General features: G+C 58.8%; 9 protein-coding genes, 2 tRNA genes and 4 rRNA genes (1 of these 15 only partly in view). 1 reads left to right on the top strand and 14 read right to left on the bottom strand.

The window, feature by feature from the left end; all coding sequences use genetic code 11:
• Positions 1-38 precede the first annotated feature (38 nt).
• Positions 39-212, bottom strand: coding sequence for a hypothetical protein (locus PFLQ2_RS30520; RefSeq protein ID WP_003186993.1), 174 nt, complete (start codon positions 210-212; stop codon positions 39-41).
• Between the two features lie 114 nt (positions 213-326).
• Positions 327-887, bottom strand: coding sequence for a YbhB/YbcL family Raf kinase inhibitor-like protein (locus PFLQ2_RS00730; protein WP_003186994.1), 561 nt, complete (start codon positions 885-887; stop codon positions 327-329).
• 138 nt (positions 888-1,025) lie between these two features.
• On the opposite strand from PFLQ2_RS00730, the gene PFLQ2_RS00725 reads away from it, so the two are divergent.
• Positions 1,026-2,558, top strand: coding sequence for an FAD-dependent oxidoreductase (locus PFLQ2_RS00725; protein WP_003186996.1), 1,533 nt, complete (start codon positions 1,026-1,028; stop codon positions 2,556-2,558).
• A 132-nt stretch (positions 2,559-2,690) separates the two neighbouring features.
• Here the strand turns inward: PFLQ2_RS00725 and pgaD are convergent, their stop codons facing one another.
• From pgaD to PFLQ2_RS00665, 12 genes are all read right to left on the bottom strand, one after another.
• A complete protein-coding gene (gene pgaD / locus PFLQ2_RS00720; RefSeq protein ID WP_003186997.1) occupies positions 2,691-3,197 on the bottom strand; it encodes a poly-beta-1,6-N-acetyl-D-glucosamine biosynthesis protein PgaD in 507 nt (168 codons plus the stop codon).
• The gene (gene pgaC / locus PFLQ2_RS00715; RefSeq protein ID WP_003186999.1) at positions 3,194-4,549 is read right to left on the bottom strand and encodes a poly-beta-1,6-N-acetyl-D-glucosamine synthase; all 1,356 of its coding nucleotides are present in this window, start codon (positions 4,547-4,549) and stop codon (positions 3,194-3,196) included. The genes pgaD and pgaC overlap by 4 nt, the downstream gene beginning before the upstream one ends.
• A gap of 1 nt (position 4,550) precedes the next feature.
• Positions 4,551-6,548 carry a poly-beta-1,6-N-acetyl-D-glucosamine N-deacetylase PgaB gene (gene pgaB, locus PFLQ2_RS00710; protein ID WP_003187000.1) on the bottom strand — a complete coding sequence of 666 codons (1,998 nt, stop codon included), beginning with the start codon at positions 6,546-6,548 and terminating at the stop codon, positions 4,551-4,553.
• Positions 6,549-6,560: 12 nt separating this feature from the next.
• A complete protein-coding gene (pgaA, locus tag PFLQ2_RS00705) occupies positions 6,561-9,041 on the bottom strand; it encodes a poly-beta-1,6 N-acetyl-D-glucosamine export porin PgaA (RefSeq protein ID WP_003187001.1) in 2,481 nt (826 codons plus the stop codon).
• 240 nt (positions 9,042-9,281) lie between these two features.
• The gene (locus PFLQ2_RS00700; protein WP_003187002.1) at positions 9,282-10,790 is read right to left on the bottom strand and encodes a YdgA family protein; all 1,509 of its coding nucleotides are present in this window, start codon (positions 10,788-10,790) and stop codon (positions 9,282-9,284) included.
• A 157-nt stretch (positions 10,791-10,947) separates the two neighbouring features.
• Positions 10,948-11,583 (bottom strand): hypothetical protein, encoded by a 636-nt coding sequence (locus tag PFLQ2_RS00695; protein WP_033046354.1) that lies wholly within the window; start codon positions 11,581-11,583, stop codon positions 10,948-10,950.
• A 183-nt stretch (positions 11,584-11,766) separates the two neighbouring features.
• A 5S ribosomal RNA gene (rrf, locus tag PFLQ2_RS00690) occupies positions 11,767-11,882 on the bottom strand.
• A gap of 108 nt (positions 11,883-11,990) precedes the next feature.
• Positions 11,991-12,106: ribosomal RNA gene (gene rrf, locus PFLQ2_RS00685) — 5S ribosomal RNA — on the bottom strand.
• Between the two features lie 169 nt (positions 12,107-12,275).
• A 23S ribosomal RNA gene (locus tag PFLQ2_RS00680) occupies positions 12,276-15,167 on the bottom strand.
• A gap of 242 nt (positions 15,168-15,409) precedes the next feature.
• Positions 15,410-15,485, bottom strand: a tRNA-Ala gene (locus PFLQ2_RS00675).
• A 10-nt stretch (positions 15,486-15,495) separates the two neighbouring features.
• Positions 15,496-15,572 (bottom strand) — tRNA-Ile (locus PFLQ2_RS00670).
• A 122-nt stretch (positions 15,573-15,694) separates the two neighbouring features.
• A 16S ribosomal RNA gene (locus PFLQ2_RS00665) occupies positions 15,695-16,008 on the bottom strand (it continues 1,223 nt past the right edge of the window).
• Together the 16S, 23S and 5S rRNA genes with 2 tRNA genes alongside form the textbook arrangement of a ribosomal RNA operon.

Consider the following 16,008-nt stretch of genomic DNA (forward strand, 5'->3'; position numbering starts at 1 on the left):
GGCAGATTTTGAACAAAAGGTTGTGAAAGGGAGATAACTCAGTCGTCACGACCGTTATCCAAAGGCTCAGCCGGCGGTTGGCCTGGCGCGGCGTCTTCGGCCTCGTCGGCAGGCAAGAAGTCCTTGCGGCTCTGGGCGATAGCCCGGCGTATTTCGTCACCCTTGGTGGGGCAGTTCAGGAGGCGGGCGATGCCGTCGGGTTTCTGCGTCATCGCCTTCCTCCGGCATGAGTGGACAGGGGCTCGATAGTGCTCGCTTTTGGCCCATCATGCCAATTTTGTAGTTAGGGCTGCCTTGCAGCCCAGCAGGAGTTTGCGTTGCCTGGCTTAGCGGTGGTAGCGGCGCACTACGCTGCTGTTGCGCAGGACATGGCCGTTGATCTTTTCCATCAGCTGAGCGCGTGTCAGGCCGGCAGGCAGCGCATCCGGCGGCAGGTCCAAGGCAAAGAGCTGGATCAAGTAATGATGGGCGCTGTCGCCGATGGGCGGGCAAGGACCGATGTAGCCGTGGGTGTTCTTGCTGTTGATACCGGTCATGCCTTCCAGCGCAGGCTTGGTGCCCGCACCTGCCGGAATCTGCCGCGTGGAGGCCTTGATGCCGTAATAGACCCAGTGGTCGACGCCCTGCCCCCTTTGGCCGTCCGGGTCCAACATGACGATGGCATAGCTCAGGGTACCGGGCGGCCCGGCGTTCCAGCTCAGGGCCGGGGAAATATTCTTGCCGCCACAATTGTTGGCATCGCTGGCCGCCGCAGCGGTGAACAGGCGGTCGTCCGACACGCCGGGGATGTTAAGGGTGAAACGCTCCTCGGCCTGGGCAACCCCTTGTGCGCACAGCACCAGGGCGACGGCCGCCAGCCAGGAAGTTGGGGAGTTCAATCGGGTCATACCGGGCACCTTGTGCGGATCAGGCCATGGACGGCATGCGAACTATAGCCGCAGCGCCCGAAAGGTTGCAGTGACAATTATGCTGAACCTCACGGCGTTGCGCCGACTCCAACGGGAAACGCCTGCCGGAGACCGACCATGCCACTGCATCAAGTCGCCCGCCTCGCCGATGTGCGCGAAGATCGCGGCCTGGAAGTCAGCATCGACGACAAGCCTATCCTGCTGCTGCGCTCAGGCGGCCAGGTGCGCGCCTTCCAGGGCAAATGCCCACATGCCGGCGCGCCCCTGGCCAAGGGCGCGGTATGCCATGGGCGGTTGATCTGCCCTTGGCACAAGGCTGCGTTCCGGGCCGAAGACGGCGCCCTGTGCGAGCCGCCGGCCCTCGACAGCCTGGAGCGCTATCACGTAGAGATACGCGACAGCGAAGTCTGGGTCGATGACCAACCGTTGCCGTCCGAACGAATCCCGCCGGCCGATGATCCACGGACCTTCGCCATCATCGGGGCCGGGGCAGCCGGCACGGCTTGCGCGGCGGCGTTGCGCGAGAAGGGTTTTGGCGGGCGCATCCAGCTGATCGACCGTGAAGCCGAGGCCGGATACGACCGCACGGTGCTGAGCAAATACGTGTTGGCCGGCGACATGGCACTCGACAAGACCCCGCCGCTGCGCGATGAAACGTATTACACCCAGCAACGCATCGAGAGAATTCGCGCAGAGGTCACGCATCTGGATTCCAAGACCCGACAGATCCAGCTCGGCGATGGTCAGCGCTTGGGCTATGACGCGGTGCTCATTGCTACAGGTGGGGTTCCCAAGACACCAGACCTGCCCGGTATCGATTTACCGCAGGTCTTCGTGCTGCGCTCGATAGACCATACCCGGCAGATCCTCGACAGCGCTCAGCCGGGACAACGAGCGGTGATCATCGGCGACAGTTTTATCGCCATGGAAGTCGCCTCGTCACTGCGCAAGCGCGAGCTGAGCGTCACCGTGCTGGCCCGGCATGCGGTGCCGTTCGCCGCGCAGCTGGGGGACAGCATCGGCAAGGCAATATTGGCCCGACATCGGGCCAACGGCGTGGTGTACCACAGCGATGGCGAAGCAGTGCGGATCGAGGGCACGGACAAAGTCGAAGCCGTGGTGCTGGATAACGGCCAGCGCTTTGCCACAGACCTGGTCATCATCGGCGTCGGCGTGCGACCCGCCACCGAGCCGTTTTCGGGCTTGCCACGGGAACAGGATCAGTCACTGACCGTGGATGCCGGCATGCGCGTCACCGACGGTGTATGGGCGGTCGGCGATATCGCGACGTTTCCCCTCAGCGGCCAGCCGCAGCGCATCGAACATTGGCGCCTGGCCCAGCAACAGGCGCGCATCGCCGCAGCGAACATGCTCGGTGGCGAGGAACACTACCTGGATGTGCCGTTTTTCTGGACCTATCACTTCGGCAAGCGCTACGACTACCTCGGCCATGCCGAGCAATGGGATGAAGTGGAGTTCAAGGGCACGCCCGAACATCCACCCTTTATCGCGCTGCTGGGCAAAAACGGCCTGGTCGCCGCCGCGGTGGCCTGCGATGAAGGCCGGGCCATGGCCGCGCTGGCACAGCGCATGAAACAACCGCTGCCGCTGGACGAGGCGTGGCGCTTGGTGCGGGATTTTTCGTCTTAGTATTGCTGTTGGCTGACCACCGCAATCGCGAGCAAGCTCGCTCCCACATTGGCTCTGGTTGGCCACGATATCCGCGACTAATCAGTTCTCTGGGGAGCGAGCTTGCTCGCGATGGCGTCCGCTCAGCGTGCCTCAATGCACGGACTGATCAGCCGGCAAGTGGATCACCCGTGGCCGTTCCAGCGGTGCCAGGGGCGGTGGCTGCAACTCAGGGCCGAGCAGATGGAAATGCGGCACGACATGGCTGATGTCGCCATCCTGATTGTTATGGATGATCTTCGAGCCAGGTTGGCGCAACGTATCCAGGCGTCCATCGGTCAATTTGAAACTGTCGCTGAGGCCTTGGTCGTCCACCACCGGAGCCGGCAGTCGACGCTGGGCGAAGCTGCGGCTTTTACGCTGCTGATAACGCGCCCAGGCGATCAGGACGACCGCGTTGACCAACGCAATCCAGCCGTAGATTTGCAGCGTCCCGAGGGTGTCGAAGGCCGAGCCGCCGAGTCGCGGGCCGGCGTGGCTGTCGAACAGCGGCCACAATCCACTAACCAGCAGGTACAGCAACCCAACCCACGCCAACACCGTAAACAGCACATCGATGACCACCAGGAAGGGCCGTTGCCGGGTCCGGATAATTTTCATCGGATGACTTCCTCTTCCTGATCGTCGAACGGTTTGATCCCGCGGTCCGGGCTGACCCAACGCGCACGCTTCTGATGCTGCCCGAACAGCACTTTTGGAAAGCTCACCAGGGTGGTGAACAGGCTGATCAGCCAGAACACCAATGGGTACCAGACCACCCAGAACATGATGTGCCACAAGCCTTTTTCGTAGCGCCGATCGATCAGGATGCTTACCGCGAACTGCAACAGGCACACCACTGCCAGCAACAGCCCGGTGAAGGCCGGCGGCATGAGGTGATCCACCGCGATAGCGGCCGGCATCTCGACGAATTTACCGGCACCCCAGAAGATCACCGACAGCAGGAAGGTGAATGCCCAGCCGGTGGACAGGCAATATTCGAACAGCAGCGGCCACAGATAGCGGTGGCGGTATTGCCAGATGCCTCGGATGTTCTTGAACAGCACCTCGGCGCCACCCTGGGCCCAACGTAGCCGCTGCCGCCACAAGCCACGCAGGGTTTCGGGCATGAGAATCCAGCACAGCGCCCGAGGCTCGTAGAAAATGCTCCAGTGGTCCAGCTGCAGCTTCCAACTGATGTCGATGTCTTCGGTGATCATGTCCGGACTCCAGTAGCCAACCCGGTGCAGGGCCGTGCGACGGAACGCGACGATGACGCCGGAGACGGTAAAGATCCGTCCGAAAACCCGCTGGGTGCGCTTGATCAGGCCGATGATCGAGGAGAATTCGCCGACCTGGACCCGGCCCACCAAAGTAGAACGGGTGCGAATGCGCGGGTTGCCGGTCACCGCGCCGAGGCGGGCGTTGTCGAGCATCGGCGCCACCAGATAGGCGCACGTGTTGGGTGCCAGCAATGCGTCCCCATCGATGCACACCAAATATTCACTGCGCGCAGCGATGGCGCCCATACGCAGGGCCACGGCTTTGCCCTGGTTTTCTGCCAAGTGCAGCACCCGCAGGCGCGGATCCTCGGCGGCCAGTTGGTCGAGCATCTGGGCGGTGTTGTCCTTCGAGCCGTCGTTGATTGCGATGACTTCGATGTTCGGGTAGTGCTGGCCCAGCGCCGCGTGGATGGTGTCGACGACGTTGTCACCTTCGTTGAAGCAAGGAACCAGGATGCTGATCAGCGGCTCGCCGGCCAACGGCGGTGGCAAGGTGTCGTCCTTCCATGGCCAATGGCGCTCCCAGTGCAGCCAGAAATACAGGCCGCCGGCGATCCACAGCCCGGACATGAACAATGGGTAAAAGAACACGAAGTCCATCAGGAATTGCCCGGTGACCAGGAAGATCAGGCCCAGGGGCACCCCAAGGACGATCGCCAGCACCAGCAGGGCGAGCAGTCTGTCGAGCATGTCAAGGATTCCACTTGTTGGAGAGCGCCGGCCGCACGGTTTTCACAGGGGGCTGGTCTTCGATGAAGTTGTCCGGGTAGTAGCCAAAACTGGTCACGCCTTTGCGCTTGAGCCGCCCCATCCAGTCGGCCAATTGTTCGCCGTCGATGTCGCTGACCGGCTTGCTGTCCCAGTCACGAGCCTGCAGTTCGAACACCGTGCGCTTGAGCGCGCCGGGGCGAGCCTTGACGGTGTCCACCAAGCGCTCGAGCCAGGGGCCTGACTGCTTGCGGGTCTGCTTCTCCATCAGCGGCATGGCCATCGGTGCAGTCCAGTCGTAGGCGCCGAGGAAGTCGTCGAGGTTCTGGGCGAACCAGGCTTCGCTTTGCGGATTGAGCATCGGCTCGGCAAAGATATTGCGCGCCGTCAGTACCTGCGGGCCGCGAATCGCCCGGACCTTGGCGGTCAGCTCCTGAGTGAAGTCGATCAGGTAGCGGCTCTTGAAGCGGGTCCAGCGCTGCATCGCCGCCGGATCGTCCCGCAGGGCAGCGATGGACGCCGGCAAGCCGTTGGCGCCGTAGACTTTCAAGGCCGCCGGGCCGGCATCCTCAAAGTCGGAGAACACCGCGTCGTCGTGGTACAGGACGCCGTCCAGGGAACTCATCCGCGCCAGGTCTTCATAGATTTCGCCGATGACCTTGCGCACCGCCGGGTCGAACGGCGACAAGCGCACATACTGATCCGGGGCAACACCGGTCTTGCCCGTTTCCGGATCCCAGCGTTGTACCCGTTGCAGTTTCGCGTCCAGGGCGAAACTGAGCACCGGCATCCAGGCATAGACCTTGGCATTGGCCCGGGTGCGCAATTGCCAGGCAACCCGGTCGAACAAGTCGGCCCGTACCGGCAGGTGGCGGTTGGGGAAGTACAGTGAGTGCACCAGACCGTCGCCTTTCGGATCGGCAAAGGCTTGCAGGAATACCGTGTTGGCGCCGAGGTCGGAAATGCGTTGGATCAACCTGCCGACGTTGGCTTCCTGCTGCACGGGATCCGGGTCGTAAACGTAATCCAAATCGACATGCACCACGCGCATCGGCTCAAGCGTCTGCACGGATACGACGCTTTCGGCGAAATGAGCGCCATCCGGATCGGACGACACCAGAAAGCGCGGGCCACTCATCAAGTTATCGAGGCTGTCGAGACCATCCTCCAGGGTCAGGGCCATTTCATAACCCTCGCTGCCAATCACCTGTAGCGCGGTGCCGTCGGCTTCCCCATAAGGCCAGACCCAGACGCGTGGGCTGTAGCCGGTGACCTTACGAATTTTTTCGGAAATGGCGGCGACGTCCTTACGCAGGCGTGCCTGGAAATCGGCTTCGGTTTCATAGTTTCCGGTGGCCGGATCGTAGCGCCGTGTCGTCGCCGCAGGCTGTTGGTTGCCTTGCGGGTTGGCGAGTACACCTTTGTGATTGGCGTCGGTGTGGGCGGCGATTTCCACCAGGCCCGACTTTGAAACTTCGCGAATCTGCTCCCAGGTCAAGAACTCGGAACGCTTGCGCGGGACGCCGGCGAAATCCACCGGCTGGTTCAACGGCGTGTCCACCCAGCTGCCGACCGGAGCCAGGATCGCCGGCCAGTTATAGGCACGCAGAATAGGCATGACGCGGGTGTAGAAGCTCGAATAGCCATCGTCGAAGCTCAGCAGCACCGCACGGGGCGGCAGTTCGGGGCCGCCATTGCGGGCGGTAATGATCTGGTCGACGGTGACCGGCTGATAGTTGTTTTCCCGCAGCCATGCCAGTTGCTCGATCAGCCGCTCGGTACGCACGGCCACCAGCGCCTGGTCCGGGTCAAGGTCCTCGACGTCGTGGTAGGCGATGCCGAGCACATGGTTCTTGGGCCATGGCGCATCGTTGGCGGCCAGCGGACGCAGCGAGGGCGGCGTGAACGCCGGGGCTTGCTGGGCACAAGCGCTGATCAGCAAGACCCCCAGCAGAAGGATGAATCGCGAAATAACGGGCATCTTCAAACTCTTCTAGAAGCGGTAGGTGAGGTCGACAAGCAGGCGCAGGTCGCTTTCGCGATCGCCGTCGTAAGGGCGGTTGAGCCAGCTCAGCGTGGCGCCGGCCTCGACCACATCGTTCCAGAGGAAACGCTGGCCATAGCTGAGCAACCCCATGGCAGCGGTGCTGTAGTCGCGTTGGCTGTAAGTACCGGCACCGACCTGGAACTGCTGGCTCCAGGTGGTTTCGTAGCGGCGATACAACACGTGATTGGCGCTCACGGTCGGCATGACGCTGAAGTCCGACTTGGGATTGAAGTAAGGCACTTCGTTGGAACCGCTGTTGCGGCTGGCCGCCACGTCCAGCCCCAGCTGAACTTGCAGGCGCGGCGTGCTGTAGACGCCTTCGCGACCGGTCAACTGGGTCTCCAGACGGTGATTGCCATCGCTGAAGTGCGATGGGCTGACAGCCAACCGCCACTCACGGCTTTCATTGGCTCGCCATCGAACGAAACCACTCCCACCGTTGGCGCGTACGCCACTGTTGAGCGCCCGCAGCGGAGTGTTGGCCGAGAGGTAATCCAGGCTACCGCCGTACTGCCAGTGATCATCGATGTCCCGGGCCACGGCCAGGCGCGCGCCCTGCTTGTCGCCGGAACCGTAGGAATGACTGGAAACCTCGGCTTCCAATGTCATGTCCCGGGTGCGGCGCTCCACACCCAGGCGCTGCCAACGATGGTGCCCGGTGCCTTCCTCGAAATCACCGGTGGCGTAGCCGGCGCCGCCGAATAACCGCCAGTCCTCGTCGATGGGCGGGCTGTAGAGCAGGGTTTCGATACCAAAGTCACGGCTGCCAGTGACCGCACCGGCGTCGCCGTTACCGCCGCCATAACTCTTGCCGGTGTAGGCTTCGATGCGCAGTTCGGCCATGTCGTGCACGTCGCGCTGGCGTTGCAGGCGTTTGACGTGGGCATTTTCTGAATAGCGGGCGACCACGTCGTCGGTCAGCGCATCCAACTGTCGCCACTCCTGCAAGTCCATGGCGGCACGGGCCTGGGCGATTTCCAGGTCACGGTTGCGCGGGATCGTGGCCTCAACTTCCTTGAGCAAGCTTTCCGAGCGGCGCGGCCAATCACGGGCCTGATAAAGATCGGCCTGGGCCAGGCGCATGCCGGTGTTGCCAGGGCCCTGAATGACCAATTCTTCCAGGCGCGCCTCGGCAGAGGGCAAGTCGGCGCCGTAGGTCCCCGCCTGGGCGGCGAGCTGTTGGGCGTCCATCCATTCATCGTTGGGGTTGCCGATCGGCAGGCCCTTGAGCTCGATGCGTGGACGCTGGGATTTCGCCATGTCTTCGGCCAGCGCACGGGCCTCTTCGGATTGTTCGCCTTCCAGCAGCGCGTAGTAGAGCGCGGTATTGTCTTCGAAACGGTCCGCCGGATCGGCGTCAGGCGCCGCCAGCACGCGACGGTAAAGGTCGATAGCGATTTCCGGCTGGCGCTGTTCCAGGTACGAAGACGCTACCCAGCGCAAGGCATAAGTCGGAATGCTCACGCCTTCTGCGATGAGCTTTTGATATTCGGTGATCACTTCAGCCCGACGGGCGCGGGCGTTGAGCGCCCCCATGCGATCGATGCGCCAACGGAGCACGTCGTCATGGGCCTGCGCCACGGGCGTCCAGGTGGCGAGTAGCTTGTCGTAGTCGGCCAGGGCACGGTCAGCAATGACGAAACGCTCCGACTCGCTGCGGCTCGTCATGTCGGACAGGCGTACCCGCTCAGCCGCTACGTCGCCCTCCAAACGTCGTTGCACGCCACGGTCAATCAGCCCCGGCTGTAGACGTGCCAGACGCAGCGCCGGTTCGGGCAGCCGGGCACGTTGCAGGGCAATGATGTATTCACGCGCCACTTCCGGCTTGTTGCCAGCGCGAGTGAAGGCCTGATCGTATTCGAACAGCGCTTCATGAGGGTTGTTTGCGCGGCTCAGAGCGTAGCCTAGCGCCAATCGACGCATGGGGTCTGTCGGCTTGGCGGCGACCATGGCCCGGGCCCGACTGACGGCTTCGTCGGGCTTGCCACCGTCGGCTTGGGTCAGGGCGAGGCCCAGTTGCAGATCGGCACTTTGAGGGTCGATCACCAAGGCCTGGCGATAGAGCTCAGCGGCCGAATCCCAGCGCTTGAGGTTGCGATAGGCCCGTGCGGTTGCCGTCAGTGCCTGGATTGGCAAGTCGCGATGCCGCCCTTGGCTTTCATAGACATCCACCACCTCGGCATCGAGGCCAGCCCAACTGGCGATCTGCAGGTGGTCGCTGATTTGTGCGGTGCTGGCTTGGCCCGCCGGCACCTGGTGTAGTTCGCTCAGTGCCGGCGTGTAATGGCCGGCACGGGCGTCGAGCACCTTCTGGTCATAGGCGGAATCGGCGCACGCCAACAGCGGCCAGCACAATTGGCTGCACAGCGCGACGCGAAACAACGGGCGCAAACCACGTTGAATAAAAGGACCCACAGTACGCGGCATTCGTCAGCATCCTTACATGGCCAGCCGGGTCGCAGTGCCCCCTTGCCCATCAAACAGGAAGCCGGATCAAGGAAATCCAGCCAAGCTCTAATGGGCTTAGTCTTGCACTCTCAGGCAGGCCATTTTTCAGAACGCCATAATTCTTCAGAATCGATACAGATTTGCCGGCCAATTGATAGGCATAAAAAAACCCGGTCGTGCGCAAGTTGCACGAACCGGGTTTTGTATTGCTTGAAAAGATTACTCCACAGCGACGCCGCCGCCGCCGAGCTTGTTCATCACAAACGCCGTAAATTGCTCTACGGTCATTTTCTGGCCGTTGAAATCAACCTGATTGTTGGCGTAGTGCAACTTGGTAACCACGTCATTGCCTTCCAGGGTCGCCAGCTGAGTGCCGACCGCCATGGCACTGAACATGTCGCTGGTGGCAGTGGCCTGGTCAGCGATCAGCTTGGCATCGGTCTGGCCTTCCATTTGTGCCTGCAAGGTCATCAGATCAACCAGCATTGGCTTGGAGACTTTGACGTTGAAATCCAGCAGGGCGAGCAACTGACGGCCCAACTCATCCGGTGGCAGGTCCATGGACTGCGGCTTGGCCAGGTCGATGGTGAGGTTGGCGCGGCTTTCACCGTTCGCAGTATTGAACGAAAGGTTCTCCAACGCCACTTGTGGGGCGCCGGCCAGGAGCTTCGCCAGATCAGCTTTGACTTGCGCTTCTTCGGCTTCGGTCAGGTTCAACTCAGGCGTTGGTTCACCGGCTGCAGCGGCCTCGGCAGCGGCCTTCTCGTAGGGTTGCAGCTTGGTCTGGTAGATCTGCATCAGCGACATGGTGGCCGGGATGTCCAGGTTCTTCACGCTGACGGCCATTTGGGCCGCACCAACGGCTTTATCGTTGAACGACAATTCACCGATCTTGTAATCGGCCCGGCCCGAAGCGCTGGTGCCGCTCTCGGTGCTGCTGTTCTTCATCTCGAAATTCTTCAAGCCCAGCACCGACTTCGGCTCGCCGAAGGTGGCCTTGGTGCTGCTCAGCAGCAGGGTGTTGTCACCCATGTAGTAACCGTAGGAACTCTTGGTCAGGTTGCTGGCCAATGTCAGGCCATTGAGCTCAACCTGAACCGGCGTCTGGTCCTCAGAGACAGTGGTCAGCTTGAAGCTGTCCATGTAGCCGTCGGCTTTGATTTTCTGTCCTTGCGCGCTGGCGGCCAGGTCGATCTTGAAACCGGAGAATGTCAGCTGGGTTTGCTCATCCAGCTTGGTATCCAGGGGCAGCAGCTCGTAGGTGCCATTGATGGACTCGTCATAGCCCAGGTTGACCACGCCTTGGAGCGGTGACTTGTCCTTGCTGGCGGCGAACCACTTATCGGTCAACGGATTGCGCTCAAGCGCGGTGTGACTGGTGGCCATGACCGGCAGCCACTTGAGCGTTACCAGGCGCGAGAACGGCAGCGGACCGTGTTCGATCTTGTCGACGAAGAGCAGCTCAACCGGCTCCCCTCCAAAGATTTCGCCTTCGCCCTTGAGGCGGTAGTGGGCTGTGCTGCTGAATGTTCCGCGGTCCAGGGATACCAGTTCCAGGGCGGCATTGCTGTTGGAACCGGCCAAAGCCGTCTGCATTTGTTTGTTGCTATCGGCAATAGCGTTTTTCAACACGCCTTCGAGTTTGGTCCCGGTGTACCAGGCGCCGCCCGCGCTGACAGCACCAATGGCCACGACTATTCCAAGAAGTACGCTTGCTGATTTATTCATGAGTGACCCGAGTGATATCCATGGTTAAAGAAAGCCGTCGTCTTCCCTGACCCGCAAAGGGAGGTGACTCGACGTCGTAAAGTGGAGGGAGATTACCATCAGGCGCGCATGCGGGCCCAATGTTTAAAGGGGGGAAAAGTTGTTCTTGAGAGGTGGTCTACGAATACTGGACCTCAATTTCGTCGAGCTGATGATCAAATGTCTTTAGTCGAGCGGTCCACGTATACACCAATACTTCAAAATCACGATTGATCACGGTTGCGCCGGATGAGTCTGCGCGCGAGTCACAGAAGTCCAACTGGTAGCGCTCACGGGCCATGGCGTTAGCGACGTCGCACAGTTCACGGGCGTTATTGAGCCAATGCCAGCCGTCCTGGGTGACTTGTTTGTCCAGCGCAGCGCATTGGACCTTCAGGGCCTCGAGGCTTTTTTCCAGTGGGGTGCCGGTAAGCTCACCCATGACTTCCTGGAATGTGCGGCCAGGCTGCCAGTAACTGCCCCAGAAATATCGATCGAACACTGTTTCAACACGCCGGAGCGCAACTTTGGTGTCCCAGATGAGTACCAATGTCTTGCCTTGCTCGAGGTGTTTTTTCTTGATGCGCTGGCCTTGAAGCGACGCCCAGGCCACGATCGCAATGGATATCACCCCGATCAACGCTGCCGCGCTATCGAGAAAAAGCAGCGCCTTGTCGATCTGATGAGTGAGCATGACGCCGTAGAAGTAAGTCGCCGAGAGCAGCAACAACGCCGTTATGGCGCACCAAAAGCCGGGAGCATAAGGGTTTTTCATTATTGGAATCCCCATGACCAGTGACGGCGCGGGCCCCTGTTTGCCAGTGCCCGACTATCACAGCATAGCAACGGCGTCGGGGTTTGCCGGGGTGTCGAGCGCAATAAGAGCCTCGATCCGATTACCGGCCCAAAACGACAAAACCCCTGTCTGCTGATGCAGACAGGGGTTCTGGGAATTCAATCTTGACGATGACCTACTCTCACATGGGGAAACCCCACACTACCATCGGCGATGCATCGTTTCACTGCTGAGTTCGGGATGGGATCAGGTGGTTCCAATGCTCTATGGTCGTCAAGAAATTCGGTGACCGGCACGTCCAGCAGCAACGAGCCAGCGAAAATCGATAACTTCTACTTAAAACAAAACCCCTACCTGCGTCAGCAGATAGGGGTTTCGGAATTTAATCTTGACGATGACCTACTCTCACATGGGGAAACCCCACACTACCATCGGCGATGCATCGTTTCACTGCTGAGTTCGGGATGGGATCAGGTGGTTCCAATGCTCTATGGTCGTCAAGAAATTCGGTAGCCAGCGCGTGCCTTGCGGTCACGTTCCAGCGAATGGGTATGTGATAGCTTTTCGGTGTTTTGTGACGTTCGAACTTTCGATTCGTTTCGTCTTCACACACCGCAATCTGGTACTCGTTCGCTTTTCAGCTCGAAGCAAGCAAATTGCTTGGGTGTTATATGGTCAAGCCTCACGGGCAATTAGTACAGGTTAGCTCAACGCCTCACAGCGCTTACACACCCTGCCTATCAACGTCGTAGTCTTCGACGGCCCTTCAGGGGACTCAAGGTCCCAGTGAGATCTCATCTTGAGGCAAGTTTCCCGCTTAGATGCTTTCAGCGGTTATCTTTCCCGAACATAGCTACCCGGCAATGCCACTGGCGTGACAACCGGAACACCAGAGGTTCGTCCACTCCGGTCCTCTCGTACTAGGAGCAGCCCCTCTCAAATCTCAAACGTCCACGGCAGATAGGGACCGAACTGTCTCACGACGTTCTAAACCCAGCTCGCGTACCACTTTAAATGGCGAACAGCCATACCCTTGGGACCGGCTTCAGCCCCAGGATGTGATGAGCCGACATCGAGGTGCCAAACACCGCCGTCGATATGAACTCTTGGGCGGTATCAGCCTGTTATCCCCGGAGTACCTTTTATCCGTTGAGCGATGGCCCTTCCATACAGAACCACCGGATCACTAAGACCTACTTTCGTACCTGCTCGACGTGTCTGTCTCGCAGTCAAGCGCGCTTTTGCCTTTATACTCTACGACCGATTTCCGACCGGTCTGAGCGCACCTTCGTACTCCTCCGTTACTCTTTAGGAGGAGACCGCCCCAGTCAAACTACCCACCATACACTGTCCTCGATCCGGATAACGGACCTGAGTTAGAACCTCAAAGTTGCCAGGGTGGTATTTCAAGGATGGCTCCACGCGAACTGGCGTCCACGCTTCAAAGCCTCCCACCTATCCTACACAAGCAAATTCAAAGTCCAGTGCAAAGCTATAGTAAAGGTTCACGGGGTCTTTCCGTCTAGCCGCGGATACACTGCATCTTCACAGCGATTTCAATTTCACTGAGTCTCGGGTGGAGACAGCGCCGCCATCGTTACGCCATTCGTGCAGGTCGGAACTTACCCGACAAGGAATTTCGCTACCTTAGGACCGTTATAGTTACGGCCGCCGTTTACCGGGGCTTCGATCAAGAGCTTCGCGTTAGCTAACCCCATCAATTAACCTTCCGGCACCGGGCAGGCGTCACACCCTATACGTCCACTTTCGTGTTTGCAGAGTGCTGTGTTTTTAATAAACAGTCGCAGCGGCCTGGTATCTTCGACCGGCGTGGGCTTACGCAGCAAGTGCTTCACCCTCACCGGCGCACCTTCTCCCGAAGTTACGGTGCCATTTTGCCTAGTTCCTTCACCCGAGTTCTCTCAAGCGCCTTGGTATTCTCTACCCAACCACCTGTGTCGGTTTGGGGTACGGTTCCTGGTTACCTGAAGCTTAGAAGCTTTTCTTGGAAGCATGGCATCAACCACTTCGTCACCCAAAGGGTAACTCGTCATCAGCTCTCGGCCTTGGAATCCCGGATTTACCTAAGATTCCAGCCTACCACCTTAAACTTGGACAACCAACGCCAAGCTGGCCTAGCCTTCTCCGTCCCTCCATCGCAATAACCAGAAGTACAGGAATATTAACCTGTTTTCCATCGACTACGCTTTTCAGCCTCGCCTTAGGGACCGACTAACCCTGCGTCGATTAACGTTGCGCAGGAAACCTTGGTCTTTCGGCGTGGGTGTTTTTCACACCCATTGTCGTTACTCATGTCAGCATTCGCACTTCTGATACCTCCAGCAAGCTTCTCAACTCACCTTCACAGGCTTACAGAACGCTCCTCTACCGCATCACCTAAGTGATACCCGTAGCTTCGGTGTATGGTTTGAGCCCCGTTACATCTTCCGCGCAGGCCGACTCGACTAGTGAGCTATTACGCTTTCTTTAAAGGGTGGCTGCTTCTAAGCCAACCTCCTAGCTGTCTAAGCCTTCCCACATCGTTTCCCACTTAACCATAACTTTGGGACCTTAGCTGACGGTCTGGGTTGTTTCCCTTTTCACGACGGACGTTAGCACCCGCCGTGTGTCTCCCATGCTCGGCAACTTGTAGGTATTCGGAGTTTGCATCGGTTTGGTAAGTCGGGATGACCCCCTAGCCGAAACAGTGCTCTACCCCCTACAGTGATACATGAGGCGCTACCTAAATAGCTTTCGAGGAGAACCAGCTATCTCCGAGCTTGATTAGCCTCTCACTCCGATCCACAGGTCATCCGCTAACTTTTCAACGGTAGTCGGTTCGGTCCTCCAGTTAGTGTTACCCAACCTTCAACCTGCCCATGGATAGATCGCCCGGTTTCGGGTCTATTCCCAGCGACTAGACGCCCTATTAAGACTCGCTTTCGCTACGCCTCCCCTATTCGGTTAAGCTCGCCACTGAAAATAAGTCGCTGACCCATTATACAAAAGGTACGCAGTCACCCAACAAAGTGGGCTCCCACTGCTTGTACGCATACGGTTTCAGGATCTATTTCACTCCCCTCTCCGGGGTTCTTTTCGCCTTTCCCTCACGGTACTAGTTCACTATCGGTCAGTCAGTAGTATTTAGCCTTGGAGGATGGTCCCCCATATTCAGACAAAGTTTCTCGTGCTCCGTCCTACTCGATTTCACTTCTAAGATCCTTTCGCGTACAGGGCTATCACCCACTATGGCCGCACTTTCCAGAGCGTTCCGCTAAAATCAAAGAAGCTTAAGGGCTAGTCCCCGTTCGCTCGCCACTACTAAGGGAATCTCGGTTGATTTCTTTTCCTCAGGGTACTTAGATGTTTCAGTTCCCCTGGTTCGCCTCTTGCACCTATGTATTCAGTACAAGATAACCATCTTATGATGGCTGGGTTCCCCCATTCAGACATCTCCGGATCAAAGTCTGTTTGCCGACTCCCCGAAGCTTTTCGCAGGCTACCACGTCTTTCATCGCCTCTGACTGCCAAGGCATCCACCGTATGCGCTTCTTCACTTGACCATATAACCCCAAGCAATCTGGTTATACTGTGAAGACGACATTCGCCGAAAATTCGAATTTCTCAACTAAGAGAACTCACAAATTTTACCTTAGCCTGATCCGTTACCAGTGAAAGTAACGTCCAGTCTATCTTTCTATCACATACCCAAATTTTTAAAGAACGATCTAATCAAAAGACTAGAAATCAACATTCATCATCACCGTGATGGAATGCTCATTTCTAAGCTTTCAGAAGCAGTTTATGGTGGAGCCAAGCGGGATCGAACCGCTGACCTCCTGCGTGCAAGGCAGGCGCTCTCCCAGCTGAGCTATGGCCCCATAACAAAATTGGTGGGTCTGGGCAGATTCGAACTGCCGACCTCACCCTTATCAGGGGTGCGCTCTAACCAACTGAGCTACAGACCCAATTTCGAGCTTGTAACTGTTAGCGTGAGCTATCAGCTTGGAGCTTAAAGCTGCTTCTATCGTCTTCTTCAATGAATCAAGCAATTCGTGTGGGAGCTCATGAAGCAGCTGCGGTCGTCGATTAAGGAGGTGATCCAGCCGCAGGTTCCCCTACGGCTACCTTGTTACGACTTCACCCCAGTCATGAATCACACCGTGGTAACCGTCCTCCCGAAGGTTAGACTAGCTACTTCTGGTGCAACCCACTCCCATGGTGTGACGGGCGGTGTGTACAAGGCCCGGGAACGTATTCACCGCGACATTCTGATTCGCGATTACTAGCGATTCCGACTTCACGCAGTCGAGTTGCAGACTGCGATCCGGACTACGATCGGTTTTGTGGGATTAGCTCCACCTCGCGGCTTGGCAACCCTCTGTACCGACCATTGTAGCACGT

Origin of the sequence: Pseudomonas fluorescens Q2-87 (assembly GCF_000281895.1) — a bacterium.
Lineage (GTDB): Bacteria > Pseudomonadota > Gammaproteobacteria > Pseudomonadales > Pseudomonadaceae > Aquipseudomonas > Aquipseudomonas fluorescens_S.

Excerpts from the sequence above, each read along its gene's own strand:
- PFLQ2_RS30520 (WP_003186993.1), bottom strand. The coding sequence starts at position 212 with ATGACGCAGAAACCCGACGGCATCGCCCGCCTCCTGAACTGCCCCACC.
- PFLQ2_RS00730 (WP_003186994.1), bottom strand. The coding sequence starts at position 887 with ATGACCCGATTGAACTCCCCAACTTCCTGGCTGGCGGCCGTCGCCCTG.
- PFLQ2_RS00725 (WP_003186996.1), top strand. The coding sequence starts at position 1,026 with ATGCCACTGCATCAAGTCGCCCGCCTCGCCGATGTGCGCGAAGATCGC.
- pgaD (WP_003186997.1), bottom strand. The coding sequence starts at position 3,197 with ATGAAAATTATCCGGACCCGGCAACGGCCCTTCCTGGTGGTCATCGAT.
- pgaC (WP_003186999.1), bottom strand. The coding sequence starts at position 4,549 with ATGCTCGACAGACTGCTCGCCCTGCTGGTGCTGGCGATCGTCCTTGGG.
- pgaB (WP_003187000.1), bottom strand. The coding sequence starts at position 6,548 with ATGCCCGTTATTTCGCGATTCATCCTTCTGCTGGGGGTCTTGCTGATC.
- pgaA (WP_003187001.1), bottom strand. The coding sequence starts at position 9,041 with ATGCCGCGTACTGTGGGTCCTTTTATTCAACGTGGTTTGCGCCCGTTG.
- PFLQ2_RS00700 (WP_003187002.1), bottom strand. The coding sequence starts at position 10,790 with ATGAATAAATCAGCAAGCGTACTTCTTGGAATAGTCGTGGCCATTGGT.
- PFLQ2_RS00695 (WP_033046354.1), bottom strand. The coding sequence starts at position 11,583 with ATGAAAAACCCTTATGCTCCCGGCTTTTGGTGCGCCATAACGGCGTTG.